Source organism: Candidatus Desulfofervidus auxilii (genome assembly GCF_001577525.1).
Classification (GTDB): domain Bacteria; phylum Desulfobacterota; class Desulfofervidia; order Desulfofervidales; family Desulfofervidaceae; genus Desulfofervidus; species Desulfofervidus auxilii.
This window is the reverse complement of record NZ_CP013015.1, coordinates 1136714-1154490: the sequence shown is the minus strand read 5'-3', so window position 1 is coordinate 1154490 and position 17777 is coordinate 1136714. Positions and strand designations below refer to the sequence as shown.

13 protein-coding genes and 2 pseudogenes are annotated in these 17777 nt (G+C 37.0%); 2 read left to right on the top strand and 13 right to left on the bottom strand.

Translation table 11 applies throughout. The features are described from left to right. Positions 1-12: 12 nt before the first annotated feature. The 6 genes from HS1_RS05875 to eno form a co-directional block, all read right to left on the bottom strand. Positions 13-2109 carry a ribonucleoside triphosphate reductase gene (locus HS1_RS05875; RefSeq protein ID WP_066062252.1) on the bottom strand — a complete coding sequence of 699 codons (2097 nt, stop codon included), beginning with the start codon at positions 2107-2109 and terminating at the stop codon, positions 13-15. Continuing rightward, positions 2109-2792: an anaerobic ribonucleoside-triphosphate reductase activating protein gene (locus tag HS1_RS05870; protein ID WP_066062250.1), complete on the bottom strand. Its 684-nt coding sequence runs from the start codon at positions 2790-2792 to the stop codon at positions 2109-2111. Before HS1_RS05870 ends, HS1_RS05875 begins: the two co-directional genes overlap by 1 nt. 7 nt (positions 2793-2799) lie before the next feature. Further along, positions 2800-4542, bottom strand: a complete 1743-nt coding sequence (gene purD / locus HS1_RS05865; protein ID WP_066062247.1) for a phosphoribosylamine--glycine ligase — start codon at positions 4540-4542, stop codon at positions 2800-2802. Between the two features lie 12 nt (positions 4543-4554). Beyond that, positions 4555-5217 carry a hypothetical protein gene (locus HS1_RS05860; protein ID WP_082757660.1) on the bottom strand — a complete coding sequence of 221 codons (663 nt, stop codon included), beginning with the start codon at positions 5215-5217 and terminating at the stop codon, positions 4555-4557. A 140-nt stretch (positions 5218-5357) separates the two neighbouring features. Then, positions 5358-6212 carry a molybdate ABC transporter substrate-binding protein gene (locus HS1_RS05855; RefSeq protein WP_066062243.1) on the bottom strand — a complete coding sequence of 285 codons (855 nt, stop codon included), beginning with the start codon at positions 6210-6212 and terminating at the stop codon, positions 5358-5360. Positions 6213-6236: 24 nt separating this feature from the next. Continuing rightward, positions 6237-7520 (bottom strand): phosphopyruvate hydratase, encoded by a 1284-nt coding sequence (gene eno / locus HS1_RS05850; RefSeq protein WP_066062240.1) that lies wholly within the window; start codon positions 7518-7520, stop codon positions 6237-6239. Positions 7521-7620: 100 nt separating this feature from the next. Here eno and HS1_RS05845 point away from each other — a divergent pair, with 100 nt between their 5' ends. Both HS1_RS05845 and HS1_RS05840 read left to right on the top strand, forming a co-directional pair. After that, the gene (locus HS1_RS05845) at positions 7621-10044 is read left to right on the top strand and encodes a DUF3536 domain-containing protein (RefSeq protein WP_066062237.1); all 2424 of its coding nucleotides are present in this window, start codon (positions 7621-7623) and stop codon (positions 10042-10044) included. A 100-nt stretch (positions 10045-10144) separates the two neighbouring features. Beyond that, positions 10145-11332 (top strand): SAM-dependent methyltransferase, encoded by a 1188-nt coding sequence (locus HS1_RS05840; protein WP_066062233.1) that lies wholly within the window; start codon positions 10145-10147, stop codon positions 11330-11332. 37 nt (positions 11333-11369) lie between these two features. Here HS1_RS05840 and HS1_RS05835 read toward each other — a convergent pair whose 3' ends face one another. The 7 genes and pseudogenes from HS1_RS05835 to HS1_RS13995 form a co-directional block, all read right to left on the bottom strand. Then, the gene (locus tag HS1_RS05835) at positions 11370-12542 is read right to left on the bottom strand and encodes an MFS transporter (protein WP_066062230.1); all 1173 of its coding nucleotides are present in this window, start codon (positions 12540-12542) and stop codon (positions 11370-11372) included. A gap of 80 nt (positions 12543-12622) precedes the next feature. Beyond that, entirely contained in the window at positions 12623-14764 is a 2142-nt protein-coding gene (locus tag HS1_RS05830; RefSeq protein WP_066062227.1) for an amylo-alpha-1,6-glucosidase, read from the bottom strand. A gap of 2 nt (positions 14765-14766) precedes the next feature. Then, entirely contained in the window at positions 14767-15816 is a 1050-nt protein-coding gene (locus HS1_RS05825; RefSeq protein WP_066062225.1) for a glycosyltransferase family 4 protein, read from the bottom strand. 200 nt (positions 15817-16016) lie between these two features. Then, positions 16017-16304, bottom strand: a complete 288-nt coding sequence (locus HS1_RS05820; RefSeq protein ID WP_066062222.1) for a hypothetical protein — start codon at positions 16302-16304, stop codon at positions 16017-16019. 21 nt (positions 16305-16325) lie between these two features. Continuing rightward, positions 16326-16631: a hypothetical protein gene (locus HS1_RS05815; protein WP_066062218.1), complete on the bottom strand. Its 306-nt coding sequence runs from the start codon at positions 16629-16631 to the stop codon at positions 16326-16328. Between the two features lie 579 nt (positions 16632-17210). Beyond that, positions 17211-17525: pseudogene (locus HS1_RS14000) on the bottom strand (transposase); the annotation flags it as partial. Between the two features lies 1 nt (position 17526). Then, positions 17527-17759, bottom strand: a pseudogene (locus HS1_RS13995) (hypothetical protein); the annotation flags it as partial. Positions 17760-17777 lie beyond the last annotated feature (18 nt).

Here is a 17777-nt window from a genome sequence, read left to right as displayed (position 1 = left end):
GAAAGCAGGAATTTATTTCCTTGAAGATACCACATAAGTTTTACGCGTTTTGAATTCTGCTTGTTTGCCTTCGTTCCATTGGCTTACAGGTCTTAAGTAACCAACACTTCTTGAAAATACCTCACAACGATTGCCACATCGGGGGCAGTTTTCTACCTTTCCAGGTAAATACCCACAATTAGGGCAGATAGAAAATGTAGGTGTGATAGTAAAATAAGGTAATTTGTAATTTTCTACTACTTTTCTAACTAAACTCCTTATGGCCAAAGGGTCAGGTAGAGATTCTCCTAAAAAAATATGTAAGACTGTGCCTCCAGTATATTTTGATTGAAGTTCATCTTGTAAATCCAGTGCCTCAAAGACATCTTCTGTATAATCTACCGGTAATTGAGTGGAATTAGTATAATATACCCCTTTACCTTTTCCCTGAGTAATAATATCAGGAAACTTTTCTTTGTCCAACAAAGCTAGGCGATGAGAACTGCTCTCAGCTGGTGTAGCTTCTAAATTATAATTATTGCCTGTCTCTTTCTGAAACTCAAGGAGTTTTTCTCGCATAAAATCAAGGATTTTGAGGGCAAATACCCTCCCCTTTTTTTCTGCAATAGAACAACGCAGGGGAGAAAAATTAAGCAAGGCCTCATTCATACCCAAAAGACCAATAGTTGAGAAATGATTTTTCCAGTATTGGCCAAACCTAGCCTTAATGTTTTTTAAATAGTATTTGGAGTAAGGATATAGACCCGAATCTGTAAGTCTCTCTATTACTTTTCTCTTTATTTCCAAAGCAAATTTTGAAACTTCCATAAGTCTTTCTAATCGCTTTAAAAAATCCTTTTCATCCTTTGCAAGATATCCAATCCGGGCCATGTTGATGGTAACTACCCCAATGGAGCCGGTTAAGGGATTTGAGGCAAAGAGGCTCCCTCCCCTCTTTTTTAACACACTCAAATCCAGACGTAAACGGCAACACATGCTCCGTGTGTCTTCTGGCTTCATATCTGAGCTAACAAAGTTGGCAAAATAGGGGATGCCATAGCGCCTGGTCATTTCCCAGATGGGGAAATAGTTTTCATTTTCCCAATCAAATTCTTTAACCAGGTTATAAGTGGGAATAGGAAAGGTAAAAGGCCTTCCTTTGGCATCTCCTTCTATCATCATCTCGGCAAATGCCTGATTAAACATATCCATTTCTTTTTGGAACTGGCCATAAGTAGCATCTTTTAGTTCACCCCCGACAATCACTGCCTCATCTCGCATAAACTCTGGAACTTTCAAATCAAGCGTAATATTAGTAAAAGGAGTTTGAAATCCTGTCCTGGTGGGAATATTCATATTGAATAAAAATTCTTGGAGTGCCTGTTTGACCTGTTTGTAATTAAGCCCATCATAACGAATAAAAGGGGAGAGGTAAGTGTCAAAGTTAGAGAATGCCTGGGCTCCAGCAGTTTCACCTTGTAAGGTAAAAAAGAAATTTGTTACTTGGCCTAAAGCAGTGCGGAAATGCCTAGCTGGTTTTGACTCTACTTTCCCTGCTACTCCACCAAATCCTATCAATAACAAATCTCTTAAATCCCAACCACAACAATATGCTCCCAAAAAATCCAAATCATGGATATGAATATCACCTGACCGATGGGCATCAGCTATTTCTTTTGGAAAAATTTTTATTAACCAATACTCAGAAACTATCTTTCGGATGATATAGCTGTTTAGACCCTGAAGAGAAAAAGTCATATTGGAGTTCTCTCTTACCAACCAATCGGTTTGAGCAATATAAGTTTCGATCAAATTTGTAGGGTCTAATAGCCGTTTAAAATCTCTTAATTCTTTGTGCTGTTGCCGATAAAGAATATAGGCTTTAGCTACCTCATAAAGACGGTTATCTACTAAAACATATTCTACAATGTCTTGAATATCTTCTACCGTGGGTGGGTGCATTTCATTAAACTGTTTTTCTAAAATAGTAACCACCTGGTCTTTCAGCCTTTTTGCTAGAGAATAATCAGGTTTACTTATGGCCTTTAAGGCCTTTAAAATGGCATTCACAATCTTTTCTGGTTTAAAAACTTCCGTTCTTCCATCCCTCTTTATTACTTGTTTGAGCATTATCCTCTTACCCCACAATAATCCACAAATTTAGAGGCCTTTTCCTTTAAAAAATTAATCTCTTTAGAAGAAAAAGGAACAAGAGAAGAACAGTCCTGAAGGGTATTTTGCAAACGGCATTCCTGCAAAAAATAGCGTTTTGCCTCCTTTATTAAAGGAAATAGGGCCTCATAATCTTCTATACTCAGTCCAGGAAAGACAGTGGTGCGAAATTCGTAAGCAGGAAATGATTTTATGATTTTTATAGATTGAAGTATCTTATTTGTATCTACATTCACTTGGGTAATAAATTTGTATTTTTCTAAAGGTGCCTTTACATCCATGGCAATGTAATCCACTGCCTCTTCTTTGATACATTTTTCCACTATTTCAGGCCTTGCTCCGTTGGTATCTAACTTTATTAAAAAACCCAATTGCTTCAGTTCTAGCATTCTTTCAATTAAATCAGGTTGAATAGTAGGTTCACCTCCGGTAAAGACTACCGCATCTATTAATCCCTTTCTTTTTTTAAGATAATCTTTTATTTCAAAAAAAGATAGACTCTTAGGATAAAATTCTGGTAATACTAATAGCCGGTTGTAACAATAGACGCAGCGGAAATTACAGCCTACGGTAAAGATAATACTGCATATTTTTTGGGGATAGTCTAATAAACTTATTTTCTGAAAGCCACCTATATACATTCAATTTTTATAGTTCTATTTTTTCTATTTTTAAAGCCATCTGCTTTTTCATATTTTCTAAGGCTTTTGCTAATGATTTATCGTTTAAGGCCAAAATTTGAGCTGCTAGAAGGGCAGCATTTTTTGCTCCGTTGATCCCAACTACAGCCACAGGCACCCCTGAGGGCATTTGCACTGAGGAAAACAGGGCATCCATTCCATTTAAAGGAGAAGTGGCCAAGGGCACAGCAATTACTGGTAAAGTAGTATGAGCGGCTATCACCCCTGCCAGATGGGCTGCATAACCTGCCCCAGCAATAATTACCTTTATTCCTTTTTCTTTGGCTGTTTTGGCATAGTTTATTACCCGTTCAGGACTGCGGTGGGCAGAGGCTAAAGTCATCTCACAAGGAATAAATAATTCAGCTAAAGTGTTTTTAGCTTCTAACATTATTTTTTTATCAGAAGTGCTGCCTATTACTATTCCTACAAATCTTCCTAAATGCCTTAAGGCCTTAAATCCGATATCTTTTCTATAATAAGCACCTTCCCATGAAATTGATTTTACGGCCTCATAGGCAGTAGATATAGCATCTGGTAATGTCTTCCCTAAAGCAGTAACCCCTAGCACCCTTCCCCCAGCCGTATAAAAATTGCCATCTTTAAGACTGGTGCCAGCATGAAAGACCATCACATTTTCCATATTTTCTGCTACATCCAAGCCAGAAATAACCTTTCCTTTTTCATAACTTCCTGGATATCCACCTGAAGCCATCACTACACAAACAGACGGACGTGGGTCTATCTTCAAGGTCTGGTTTTTTAAATTACCATCCACTACCGCATTTAATATTTCTACTAAGTCCGTTTTTAAACGCATCAATAAAGGCTGGGCCTCAGGGTCTCCAAAACGACAATTAAACTCTAATAGCTTTGGCTGTCCATTTTTAATCATTAAACCGGCATAAAGCACGCCTTTGTAAGGAGAACCTTCCTTAGCTAAGCCTTTAATGGCAGGGTATATAATATCTTGCATAATATGCTTTTCTACCCCTCTGGTAACAATAGGAGCTGGTGAATAAGCCCCCATGCCACCAGTATTAGGCCCTTTGTCATCATCATATATGGGTTTGTGGTCCTGAGAAGAAGGGAGGGCTAATACATTTTCCCCATCACTAAACACCAAAAAAGAGGCCTCTTCACCATCTAAAAACTCTTCTATGACTATCTTTTCTCCTGCCTGACCAAAAACCTTTTTTACCATGATTAAATCAATAGCTTCTAATGCTTGCTCTATAGTGCGTGCTGGGATTACCCCCTTACCTGCAGCCAATCCATCGGCTTTGATTACAATAGGTGCGCCTTTTTCTTGGACATAGTCTTTAGCTAGTTTTGGGTCTGAGAAAACCGCAAATTCAGCCGTAGGGATGTTGTATTTTTGCATAAGTTCTTTGGCAAAGACCTTACTACCTTCAATTTGAGCTGCTTTCTGGTTGGGACCAAAGATTCTAAGACCGCGTTTTTCAAACTCATTCACAATACCTAATACTAAAGGTTCTTCTGGCCCTACAACTGTCAAATCAATGCCTTCTTTTTCTACAAAATCAGCCAAACTTTTAAGATCATTTACCTTAATAGGAACACAAGTAGCCAATTTAGAGATACCTCCATTTCCAGGTGCACAAAAGACCTCTTTTACTAAAGTAGACTGTTTAATTTTCCATACCAAGGTATGCTCTCTACCCCCACTACCAATGACTAAAACCTTCATTTTTTCACTCCCTTAACTGATTTTTGTGCCTATCTGTATTCCAGTGCTTGCTTTTATATTCCACTCTAACATCTTTTTAGCATCTTCAAGAAATTTGCTAATCATGGCATCATATTCACTGGTTAAGGCAAATACTTTTTGGGCTAAACGTAATCTAGTAAGTCCATTTATGCCTCCTTCTCTTCTAATTTGCTCTTTTAATTCAGGATAGTCTGCTGGGTCGCATACAGCCACTACATGAGAAAAATTCTTGGCTGCAGCACGCAACAAGGTAGGACCCCCAATATCTATTTTCTCCAAGGCCTCAAAAAGTATTACATTTTTCTTTTGTTCATAAACGCTTTTAAAATCATACAGGTTAACTACCACCATATTTATAGTTTTTATCTGGTATTTTCGCATTTGTTCTGTATGTTCTTTTTTTTCTAACTGCGCCAAGATGCCACCATGAATTTTAGGATGTAGAGTTTTTACCCTACCATTTAAAATTTCTGGGAAACCTGTATAATCAGTCACTTCCGTAACTGGAATATTATTTTTCTTTAATACGTTTGCTGTCCCCCCTGTAGAAATAATTTCTACTCCATTTTCTACTAAAAATCCAGCAAAATCAACAATTCCTTCTTTATCTGTTACACTAATCAATGCCCTTTCAATTCTAACAGTATTTGCCATTTTTTTTCTCCCTAATTTTTATTTATTTTTCTTACCGTTAAAAAAAAGTATGGTCAAGATCAAACTTAATCCCAGATGCGGCATACCTCACAGTCTCCTTCGTCCTTTAGGAACCATCAAGATCTAATAAAGTGAGCTGGTCAATTTATCTTAAAATGGGGGATAAACCCGTATTTTTGATAACACTTTTGCGCAGTTTTAGATTTAATAAATTCTAAAAATTTTTGGGCATTTTCAGGATGAGGGGCCTTTTTAAAACTGGTAATAAAATAATTAACCCTATCCCTTTGGTCCAATTTTTCTCCTGGTTCTACCATTTCTACCCTAATTCCTTTTTTCTTTGCCTCTATAACCTCTGTTGCCCACACTGGTCCTACATCTACTGTATTTTTTTGAAGTCGTAAGGGCGTTTCTCGATGATGCACTACCGTGAAGATAGTGGTTCCTTCAGCCCGCTTTTCTTCCATAATGCGGTAAACTAATTCTTCCCCACCAGCATCACGGTACATGTTAACAATATGAATGCCAATATCTTCTACCTCAGGATTAGGCTGAGAAATTCTCACTTCATCTCTAGCCAAGTCCAAAACAGAGTTTATATTTAAGGGATTGCCTTCTTTAACCATCAGCACAATCCGGTTATGTAAATATACAAAGTAATTGCCTTTATTGATCAGTCCTCTTTCCTCTAGTCTATGCATGGCTTCATCGTTAACAGCAGTATAAACGTCTGGTATACCAGGAAGCATCTTTCCCCGAAAAATGGCACCACCAGCCAGGATCTGTTTTAATTCTAAACCTGGGGGGAGTGTTTCATAAAAAATGTATTTTACTTCAGGATTTAATTCCTGAAAGAAAGTCAGTAATTCTTCCATAACCATAAACTGATTGCCAGCTACATATAAAATTAAATCTGCCTCTTCTAGATGGTTTAAATAGTGGATATCGTCTATCCTATTAGATGGAATAATTGGAAATTGTTTTTTCTTTGCCATTTTTTCACACTCCCTTATTATCTATTATCTTCCTGCCTTAAATCCCTTTACTCCTATAAATTCTGCTACATCTCCTAACTCTGCCTCTATTTCTAGCAAACGGTTATATTTTGCCAAACGCTCACTCCGACAAGGAGCACCTGTCTTTAACATTCCTGTGCGTTTGGCCACACATAAATCAGCAATAGTAGTATCACAAGTTTCACTAGAACGGTGAGAAACACAAGCAGTCATACCTGCTTTTTGCGTAATTTCAATGGCCTGCATAGTTTCGGTAACAGTGCCAATTTGATTGAGTTTTATTAATACGCTATTAAATGCCTTTTCTTTAATGCCTTTTTCAATAATATTAGGGTTTGTTACGGTTAAATCATCAGCTACCAGTTGCACCTTATTGCCTAAACGCTCATTAAAATTTTTCCAGCCTTCCCAATCATCCTCAGCCAAACCATCCTCAATGGAAATGATGGGATATTTTTCTACTAAATTTTCAAATAAATCTATCATTTCCTCACTATTAAGTTCTCTGCCTTCACTAGCTAGCTTATATTTACCATCCACATAAAAGCTACTGGCCGCAGGGTCCATGGCTAAAAAAATCTGCTCTCCTGGCTTATAGCCGGCCTTTTCTATAGCCTCTAAAAGCAACTTTAGGGGTTCTTCATTATTTTGCAAATTAGGAGCAAAACCCCCTTCATCCCCCACAGCAGTAGAAAGTCCTTTTTCTTTTAAGGTATTTTTTAAGGTATGATAGATTTCTGCCCCTGCCCTTAATGCTTCATGATAAGTAGAAAATCCTGCTGGAACTAACATATATTCTTGAAAGTCCACATTATTATCGGCATGCACTCCCCCATTTAGGACATTAAACATGGGCACAGGTAAAAGCGTAGCATGGCTCCCCCCCCAGTATTGGTATAAAGGCAAATCTGTGTAAGAGGCAGCAGCATGCAAACAGGCCAAAGATACCCCCAAAATAGCATTAGCTCCTAATTTAGACTTATTAGGTGTGCCATCTAAGTCCAATAAAATTTTATCAATTAAGGCTTGCTCCCTCACATCTATTCCTATTAATTCTGGAGTAATCTTTTCTTTTATATTATTTACTGCCTTAAGCACTCCCTTGCCACCATAACGCTGTGGATCTCCATCCCTCAATTCTAACGCCTCTTTTTTCCCTGTAGATGCTCCAGAAGGCACAATGGCCTTTGCTCCAATACCACTCTCTAAATATACATATACAGCCACTGTGGGGTTCCCTCTAGAATCTAATACTTCTAATGCATTAATGTTTGAAATAATGGGCATTTTCTACCTCCTTGTTTTTTTAAATCAATTTAGACCAAATAGGAATGAAAAGCAAGAAAAGGACTAGAAATATAAATCAATTTTTGTTAGAAAAGACTTGATGAACCGTTATGTTTGTATCCATGGACACTTTTATCAACCCCCTAGAGAAAATCCCTGGCTAGAAGCGGTCGAGCTTCAAGATGCCGCTTATCCTTATCATGATTGGAATGAGAGGATAACCGAAGAGTGTTATGCCCCCAATATGGCTGCCAGGATTCTTAATGCTGAAAAAAAGATTATTGATATGGTCAATAATTATACTAAGATAAGCTTTGATTTTGGCCCAACATTACTCTCTTGGTTAGAGAGATTTAAACCAGAAGTGTATCAGGCTATACTTCTGGCTGATAGAGAGGGTCAAAGTAAATTTTCAGGACATGGTCCTGCCATTGCTCAGATTTACAACCATATAATCATGCCTCTAGCCAATTTCAGGGACAAACGCACGCAAATTATCTGGGGTATTAAAGACTTTAAATATCGTTTTAAAAGGCTACCAGAAGGGATGTGGCTTCCAGAAACGGCGGTGGACTTAGAAACCTTGGTTATATTGGCTGAAAAAGGGATAAAATTTGCTATTTTAGCCCCACATCAAGCTAAGAGAATAAAAAGGATAGGAGAAAATGCATGGCAAGGGGTAAACAATGGAGAAATAGACACCACTATGCCTTATTTGTGTAAATTACCATCTGGAAAAACTATTCATATTTTTTTCTATAATAAACCTATATCTCAGGATATTGCCTTTGGTGGACTTTTAAGTAATGGTGAAATGTTTGCTAAGGAATTACTAAATGCCTTCAAAGAAACAAAAAGGGCCCAGCTTGTTCACGTTGCCACCGATGGAGAAACCTATGGCCATCACCACCGTTTTGGGGACATGGCTTTGGCCTATTGTCTTTATTATATAGAATCTAATAATCTGGCTCAAATTACTATATATGGCGAATATCTAGAAAAATATCCTCCCACTCATGAGGTAGAGATAACAGAATTCTCCTCCTGGAGTTGTGCCCATGGGGTAGAAAGATGGAGAAATAATTGCGGGTGTAATACAGGAATACATCCAGGGTGGACACAGGCATGGAGGGCACCTTTACGAAGGGCAATGGACTGGCTTCGTGATGCCTTAATTAAAGTATATCAAGCACAAATAAGTCTTTATGTAAAAGACCCTTGGCAGATAAGGGATGATTATATTGAAGTAATTTTAGATCGCTCTCGGCAAAATATAGAAAATTTTTTCTCCCTACATTTAATCAAAGAAATTACCAAACAAGAAAAGATAAAGGTATTGAAACTGCTGGAAATGCAACGGCAGGCCATGTTGATGTATACCAGTTGTGGCTGGTTTTTTGATGAAATTTCAGGGATTGAAACGGTCCAAATAATGCGACATGCATCCAGGGCCATGCAATTGGCTAAAGAGATAAGTGGCAGAGATTTTGAGCATAATTATCTAAAAATTTTAGAAGAAGCACCAAGCAACAACCCTAGATTCAAAAACGGGGCTCAAGTGTATGAAATATTAGTAAAGCCTGCCATTGTAGATTTATTAAGGGCGGGGGTCCACTATTCTCTATCCTCTCTTTTTGAAGCATATCCAGAGACTACTAAAATTTATTGTTATACAGCCAAAAAACAAATATATCACTCTCTAGAAGCAGGTAAACAAAAGCTAGGGGTGGGTAAAGTAAAAATAACCTCTGAAATCACTTGGGAAGAAGATATTATAACATTCGCTGTGCTGTATTTGGGAAATCATTATTTGAATGGAAAGGCAAAACCAGATATAAAAAAAGAAGAATTTCTCAATATGTATCAAGAGATTAAAAATGCCTTTATAAAAAGTGATATTTCTGAAATTATTCACATCATGGACAGATACTTTGGCCCTACCAATTATTCTTTATGGCATTTATTTAAAGACCAACAGAGGCAGATTTTAAATAAAATTTTGGAATCTACTTTCCAAGAAATAGAATTTTCTTTCCGCCAAATTTATGAGCGTTATTACCCAATTATGCAGCTTATGAAGGATATAGAAACTGCCCTTCCTAAATCCCTATGTAGTGTAGTGGAGTTTATAATTTATACTGACATAAAAAGGATTTTGGAAAGTAAAGAAATGGAATTGGACAAACTTCAAAGACTAGTAGAGGAGGCCAAAAAATGGTCTCTTAAACTAGACAAAACCACCCTGAGTTTTGTAGCCAGTAACAAGATTAATACCCTTATGGAAAGATTTTCCCAAAGACCTCAAGATATTTTACTGCTGGAAAATATAGAGAAATTGCTTCAGATTTTAAGCGATTTAGCCCTAGAATTAAATCTATGGAAGGCGCAAAATATTTATTTTTCTATTGGCAAGCAACTCTGTATAAAAATGCAAGATAAGGCAAAACAGGGGGATGAAATGGCCTCCAAATGGTTTTCCCATTTCAATACCATAGGAAGTTATCTTAAGGTCAAATGTGTTTAATGACCAAAATCCGTGATAACTTTAAAAGAAAACCCATAAACTTGCTCGCCCGCTATTTATTGACTTCCAATTTTTTCATTATTACTTTTTTTATAGGATTGTGAAAGAATTAGTTAATCACATCTTAAATAGTATTTCTAAAGAAATATCCAGTGAAGTAGTCTATTGGGATGGAGAGAGGATAAAGTTTGGTCAAGGAAAACCACTATTTCGGATACATATAAAATCACCTCATGTTTTAAAGGATTTGATGCAAGATTTATCCATTGGATTTGGTGAAAATTACATGAATAATAATATCGTGGTAGAAGGTGATTTACAGAGATTATTGGGAATTGGAGTTAATTTAACACCACAAAGACTAAATCTTCCCAATAAAACCAAATTGCGGATACTTATAAACCACATTGCCACTTTAAATAGCCTTAGAAATATAGGCAGAAATATTGCCCACCACTATGATTTAGGCAACGATTTTTATCAACTTATGTTGGACAAAAATATGACATACTCCTGTGCTTATTTTAAAACCCCAAGAGATTCTTTAGAGGAAGCACAAGATAATAAACACCAACTAATCTGTCGCAAGATAAACTTGCAAGACGGAGATAGGTTAATAGATATTGGTTGTGGCTGGGGAAGTTTTTTGGTTTATGCTGCCAAAAAATTTGATATTACAGCCGTAGGTTGCACTTTGTCACATAATCAATATGAATATGCTAAAAAATGGGTAAAAAAGGAAGGACTAGAGAAAAAAGTGAGCATTTTTTTAGAAGATTATAGAAGAATGAGTGGGAGATTTAACAAATTTGTTTCTATAGGCATGTATGAACATGTGGGCAAAAATTATGCTTCCACCTTTTTCAGAAAAGTGAAAAGCCTGTTAACGGATGACTCTATTGGTATTCTACATACCATTGGTTACAATAATCGTCAGCCAACCGACCCTTGGTTGAAAAAATACATTTTCCCTGGTGGATATTTACCTGCACTTCCTGAGGTCTTGGAACATATGACACGAGAGGGTTTTTATATCATTGATGTAGAAAATCTGCGTCCTCATTATGCTAAGACCCTGGATGAGTGGATTAAACGCTTTGAAAGTAATATAGATAAAATTAAAGCCATGTTTGGTCAGAAGTTTATTAATATGTGGAGATTGTATCTCAATGGAGCTGCGGCTGGTTTTAAATTTGGTGAAACAAATGTATATCAAATATTATTCTTACGTAATTTAGAAAAACTTACTCCCTGTTATCGAGAAGATATTTATAAAAATTGGGAATAAGCGCCTATAGGGATTCAAATCTTGCCTATTTAGTGGCTCAAAAAATGTTTTGCTGACATTTTTTTAATTGCCAACAGAATACCATTGAAATAACTTCTGAGGCCACCACTAGAGCAATAATAAGTCCCAGTGAAATACTATATAATAAACCAATTAAGCTGCTGCCTGTCAACCAAGCTAGACCATAAATAATATTGAAGATACCATAAGCCGTAGCCCGTCGGGGTAAAGGTGTTAAATCGGCAACAGCGGCACGCATAATAGTTTCATGAATACCCATAATTGCACCCCAAAGGATAATACTAAAGAGCACAATAGAATAAGTATGAGAAAAGACAAAAAATGGTAAAAGGGTGGTTAAAAGGGGTATGGCAAATAAGCAACTAAGGCCAATGCGGTCATAGAGCTTGCCGATTATGAGCGCAACCATGGCATCTACACCCATAGCAATGGCATAAAAGATGGGAATCTGAGCAGTGGAGATGATAGACTGTACCTCAAAGTGGTAAGAAATAAGCTGGAAATTAACAAAACCCAGTATACTGAAAAAGCTAAACAGAACATAAATCCAAAAGAGAGCTGGGAGTTTACCCATCCCCTTTTTGCCTTCCTTAGTTCTAGCTTCAAATATTACAGGAGTTGGACATTTTCTTTGGGCCACAATAAGAAAGAATAAGACCAAAAGAGCAGGAATAAATAAAAGAGCAAATCCCAGCCGGTAGCCATGGGTGATAAACAACATTGCTGAGATGGCTAAAGGACCAAGGATAGCCCCAATCTGGTCTAAAGCTTCATGTAAGCCAAAACCAAAACCCCTACCCACTTGAGCTGTGGCATGAGAAAGTATAGTATCTCGGGCTGGGGTTCTTATAGCCTTTCCGATCCGCTCTAATATAATTAAAAGAGCAGCCATCTCCCAATTACCAGCCAGGGCTAATAGGGGAATGCTTAAGAGTGCCCCATAACCCAGGAAGGTCAAAGGCCAATATAGCCTTGTTTTATCAGCAAGATAGCCTGAGGCTAGACGCAGGACATAGCCTAGAAATTCACCCACACCTGCTATAATGCCTACTACAGCAGAACTTGCACCTAATACAGCCAAAAATGGTCCGGTAATACTCCTTGCCCCTTCATAGACAATATCACCAAAACAACTAACCAAACCAAGCAAGATGATGAATTGAAAGGCAGATTTTAAATTAGACTTCATACTTTTTTGTATAAAGGTAAAGACCTAAGCAGTCAAATGAAAAAATTCGTCCAAAAGATATTTATCTTTACTGAGGTTAATTACTTTAGGATTAATATTTCAATATCCCTTTTCTTTTTTAACACATTAATTACTACATCATTTTGGTATCTTTTTAAGTAAAGGTCAATAAAGTCATTCCCAACTCTCAGATTTTTTAGATAAACTTCTTCTAAAAAAGAAGGTAGAATGGGAGAATAAAAATAGAGTTTTTTCTCTTTAAAGGTGATTCCTAAACAGGCTTGGATTAAAAAAAAGACAGCTACAGTAGACCAGGTTTGAGGACTACATGCTACTGGATAATGGGTTGGCCCCTCATCTGCCCTGCGTGGAAAACCACAAAAGAGTTCTGGTAACCTATGTAAACCAAAAAAATTACTGGCTTCAAAGAGCCCTTTCATAATAGTTAAAACTTGTTCTTTAAAACCATAATGACTTAGGCCGTAAGCAATAAGAGCATTATCATGGGGCCATACTGAACCATTATGGTAAGATATGGGATTGTAATTCTTCTCAAGACTTGAAACAGTTCTTATGCCCCAACCAGAAAAAAAGTGGTCTTCAAATAATGTCCGAGTCAGACGCTTGGCACAAATCTTTGTGGCAATTCCACTAAAAAGGGCATGACCTGCATTAGAAGTCCGCACCTTACAAGGAGATTTGTTTCCGTCTAAAGCAAAGATATAACTGCCAATTTCTTCACACCAAAACAGTTTGTTAAACTTTCTTTTTAAAGCCTTTGCTTCTTTTAAAAGTCTTTTTGCTATTTTTTCTTTTCCTAATATTTTAGCCAAATAGGCTGCATTTTGTTTGGCTGCATAGACATATCCTTGCACTTCTACTAGAGCAATAGGAGGAGATGCTAGAGAACCATCTGCATGGAAAACGCTGTCATAAGAATCCTTCCAACCTTTATTTACCAGGCCATTAGCCGAAGGCATATATTCAATGAATCCATCTTTATCCATATCTCCATAGTAATCTATCCAATTCAAGGCTAGCTCAATATGTGGCCAAAGCAATTTAATAAATTCCCTATCTCCTGTCCTTTCATAATAGGCCCCAGCCAAAATAATAAAAAAGGGGGTAGTATCAACACTGCCATAATAATAATCAAAGGGGATCTCACCCGTGGCAGCCATTTCTCCCTTACGAACTTCATGTATGATTTTACCAGGTTGAGCGTCTTTTTCGGGTATTTCCTCTTTTGCTTGTGTGGCAGCAAGATAGCTCAAAACCCCCTTAGCAATGTCAGGATTGACCCATAGGCACTCCAAGGCAGTAATAATTCCGTCCCGTCCAAAAATAGTATTAAACCAAGGAATGCCTGCATAGGGATATAATCCCATAGGGACCTCTGTAAGCATCATAAAAAGGTCAGTATATGACCGTTCTACCCAGGCATTAAACTGTTCATTAGAAGTGGAAATCATACAACTCTTTTTTTTAAATGTTTCTAATGTTTTTTTTGTTTTTGAAAAGGCTTCTTTAAAAGAAAAACTTTGGGAAATGCCATTTTCTATAAAAGAAATAGTTAAAAATAAGGTGAATGTTCCCTTTGGTGCTAGGTTTGTCCAAAAGATAGCCTGTGAATCTCGGATTTCTGTGGGATTTGGAGAAAATGTAAAACTAGCTTCACGGAGAACGCCATCTAAACCCCTATAACCCAAAATTACACTTCTTTCTCTAACAGTGGCCTTTAATCGTTCTCCCCTCCTTTCTCTCCTTACTCCTCTTACCTCAAAGATATCAGCAAAATCGGCATCAAATGCAATAGAAAAAGGAAGACTAATAGGAAATAAGGCAAAATTTTGGATTTTTATACATTCATAATAACCACCTTCAAACAAAAATTTGGAGCGAAGTACATGGATGCTCCCTCTGGGCAAAAAGAGATTTTTGCTAACTATAGTATCAGGATTAGTTAAGTCTACGGTAAGAAGGATATTATCTTCTCTTACCCCTGAGCTTAAAAAAAATGGTTTGGCATCAAAAAGGAAAAACTCAAGTCTTGATACAAAGCGAGTGCCTTTGTGATAAATGCCCTCTTCTCCCAAACCAATCTGTTCGATATCTCCATAATGGCTAAAAAGAGCAAAACTATCTCCTTGTTTTAAGACCAAGTAAGGCTTAATTTCGCCTTTTCGGGCAATTATATAATATTTGTGTGGATCCACTACCATTTTTATACTGCTTTAAGCAATGGTTCTCTTTCTCTTAACAGTTTTTCATAAATACAGAGATAGTCATTTGCCATACGGCTAGCTGTAAATCTTGCTTCAAATGTCTTACGGCAGTTCTTACGGCTCAATTTCCTGACCTCTTTTACTGCCTTTACTGCTTGCTTTAGGCTATCAACAATAAAACCATTAATTCCGTCTTTTATCACTTCTGGAACAGAGCCACAACGCCAGGCAATCACTGGAGTGCCACAGGCTAAGGCCTCTATCATCACTAAACCAAATGGTTCAGGCCAGTCAATAGGGAAAAGTAAGGCATAGGCATTGCCTAAAAAATCATTTTTTTCCTTTTCAGAAATCTCCCCTATAAATTCTACATAAGGATTCTTTAATAAGGGTCTTATTACTGTTTCAAAATATTCTTTGTCTGCCTTATCTACTTTAGCCGCAATTTTCAAAGGCATTCCTACTACCTGTGCTATTTTTATGGCTCTATCAGGGCGTTTTTCCGGAGAGATTCTTCCTAAAAAAGCCAAATATTTACCATGCCTTGCCTTAAACTTATACAAATCTTTAGGTAAACCATGATATACCGTACCCACCCAGTTCACTCCTTGAAGAGGCTTACGCTGGGCATTAGAAATGGATACTAAAGGCACTTCCCTAAATTCTTTGTAAAGTGGAAATATATCTTTTATATCTAATCTTCCATGCAGTGTTGAGAGGTGAGGAGTATTAGAGCGACGAAAAAGAGGAAAATGAATGTAGTCAATATGAAAGTGAATAATGTCAAACTCAGAGGCATGTTTGTACACCTGTTCAAGCATAAAAATGTGATGGGCCAAAGTATCTTTACAGTCTTTATCCAATCGCAAAGAATTAGGACAGGAAGAAATTAAACGTGCCTTAGTTACTGAATCCCCACTAGCAAATAAAGTCACTTTATGTCCCTGTCTTACCAATTCTTCTGTGAGATATGAGATGACCCTTTCGGTGCCACCATAGAGTTTTGGAGGAACACTCTCATACAAGGGTGCAACTTGAGCGATACGCATTGTTCCACCCCCTTTATATTTTTTGGTATATAAATAAGTCCAAATTTAAGAAAAACAAGTCTTATCTTGATTCACCAGATATTGGATAAATTGACCTTAAAAAAGAATAGGTAATTTGGCTTATAACTGAAATCAACTAATAGATTTTTAAAAAATAATTTGCCAACTTTGATATATAGCAGAATAGTCTATCAAATATTTCACTCCTCTTTGACTTCTACTTGGATGGTATTATAAGGCTTTCTCAAAAATACCTCACATCCTGATCGCTCAAATCTAGTATATCTCTTCCATATCTTATCTAAATTCTCAATTATTTTATCCAAAACCTCTTGGGGAGGAGCACCTGGGATATCAACACTGCCTTGTGAAGTTTCACCCCAAGCTATAAATTCATTTTTGGGACCTGGTAAAAATACAATTAAAAAGGCATCTTTAACCCCTTCCAAAAAATACTCATCTTCAAAAACACTCTCCCATTTCTCCATAGCTGTTCCTTCATTAAAAACCTATGTTTTTGTCTCTTCTGTCTCCTTTGATTCTTTTGCTTCCTTAGTTTTTTTCAATTCTTCAATTTCTGATTTGAGTTTTTCTATCTCTTGTTTATAATCTTCCTCTATACCTGGTGTGACCTCCTTTTCAGAAGTAAACTTATCTTTTAGTTCCTCAATACCTAAATAGGCAGCCAGGCCTCCAAAGAGAATAAGTAAAAGAGGCACACCTCCCGCTAAAATAGCTAAAAATTGCTTCCAAAAAACAATAATACCAACTATTCCCAATACCAATGCCGCTAAACCTCCAATAAGTATTTTCATCAGGACCTCCTATCTTGCTTTTTACAGCAGATAATAAACCTATTTAATCCAAGATGTCAAGTAATAAATAAACACTATTTAGGACTTCGTCAAAGTAATTTTAACGGAGATCCAAATGTTAAGCGCACCTGTCTGCCGACAGGCAGGATGGCTCAATGCAGAATGCAAATTGAAAAATGCAAAATCGCCTTCTGTCAAATTGGAAAGTTAGCACGTTTACACGTTTGCACGATGAGACGTGCTTAGTCCTTAGTCCCTAGTCCTTAGTCTCTAGTCAATTCTAGTCTTCTTTTTGATTGAGGCATTACAAAGTTGCAAGTTGGAAAGTGGGCAAGTTTACACGTTTGCACGTTAGAACGTTGGCACGTTGGAAATGGGAATTGGGAATTTCTATTTTCTGTTTCCTATTTTCTGTTTCCCGTTTCCCTTTCCTTCTTTTCCTTCTTTATGCGCGTTAACACGTTTACATGTTAGAAATGGGAACTGGGAATTTCTGTTTTCCGTTTTCTATTTTCTTAACTGTATTTTGTAGGTTTGAACTTTCCATTTAAAAAGTCAAGTAAAAAATGGAAATATTTTTTAAGCAGCCTTCTCCATTTCCTCCTTTAAGATATAGTCTCGATCTTCTTTTAACATCTTAAAAATAACTTTTATCAATTGTCTAGCAAGGCAGCGCAAGGCATGGTTATGCTCTTTCCCTTCAGTCCGTTTTTTAGCATAGTAAGTAGCGGATTCTGAAACATACCGAATTGTGCAGCCCGCAATTTCAATCATAGTTGCTTTACATATCTTATTAGCCTTATATACAACTCTTGTCCTTTTGTGTTTACCAGACTCATCATCTATACAGGCTACACCACAATAGATCGCAAGTTGCCTCTCGTTTTTAAATCTNTTGATATCTCCAATTTCTCCGACCAATCTGCTTGAAAGCTTTGTTCCTACTCCTGAGATACTTTTTAAACGCTTGACCTCAGAACTCTTTTCTCCTAGCTTTTCCAGCTTCTTATCCAACATCTCAATCTCCTCTTTTAGTTCTAAAATACGCCGAGAATGAGATGATATAATCGTTTTGTATATATCTGCCAGTTCTTCGACGTATTTTGTGTTGCGAAGACTTTCTAACATTAAAGAGGCCTGTTTTTT

Bases quoted from the DNA above. Each gene is read 5' to 3' on its own strand.
- HS1_RS05875 (WP_066062252.1), bottom strand. From the start codon at position 2,109: ATGCTCAAACAAGTAATAAAGAGGGATGGAAGAACGGAAGTTTTTAAA.
- HS1_RS05855 (WP_066062243.1), bottom strand. From the start codon at position 6,212: ATGGCAAAGAAAAAACAATTTCCAATTATTCCATCTAATAGGATAGAC.
- HS1_RS05860 (WP_082757660.1), bottom strand. From the start codon at position 5,217: ATGGCAAATACTGTTAGAATTGAAAGGGCATTGATTAGTGTAACAGAT.
- purD (WP_066062247.1), bottom strand. From the start codon at position 4,542: ATGAAGGTTTTAGTCATTGGTAGTGGGGGTAGAGAGCATACCTTGGTA.
- HS1_RS05830 (WP_066062227.1), bottom strand. From the start codon at position 14,764: ATGGTAGTGGATCCACACAAATATTATATAATTGCCCGAAAAGGCGAA.
- HS1_RS05835 (WP_066062230.1), bottom strand. From the start codon at position 12,542: ATGAAGTCTAATTTAAAATCTGCCTTTCAATTCATCATCTTGCTTGGT.
- HS1_RS05870 (WP_066062250.1), bottom strand. From the start codon at position 2,792: ATGTATATAGGTGGCTTTCAGAAAATAAGTTTATTAGACTATCCCCAA.
- HS1_RS05825 (WP_066062225.1), bottom strand. From the start codon at position 15,816: ATGCGTATCGCTCAAGTTGCACCCTTGTATGAGAGTGTTCCTCCAAAA.
- HS1_RS05845 (WP_066062237.1), top strand. From the start codon at position 7,621: ATGAACCGTTATGTTTGTATCCATGGACACTTTTATCAACCCCCTAGA.
- eno (WP_066062240.1), bottom strand. From the start codon at position 7,520: ATGCCCATTATTTCAAACATTAATGCATTAGAAGTATTAGATTCTAGA.
- HS1_RS05815 (WP_066062218.1), bottom strand. From the start codon at position 16,631: ATGAAAATACTTATTGGAGGTTTAGCGGCATTGGTATTGGGAATAGTT.
- HS1_RS05820 (WP_066062222.1), bottom strand. From the start codon at position 16,304: ATGGAGAAATGGGAGAGTGTTTTTGAAGATGAGTATTTTTTGGAAGGG.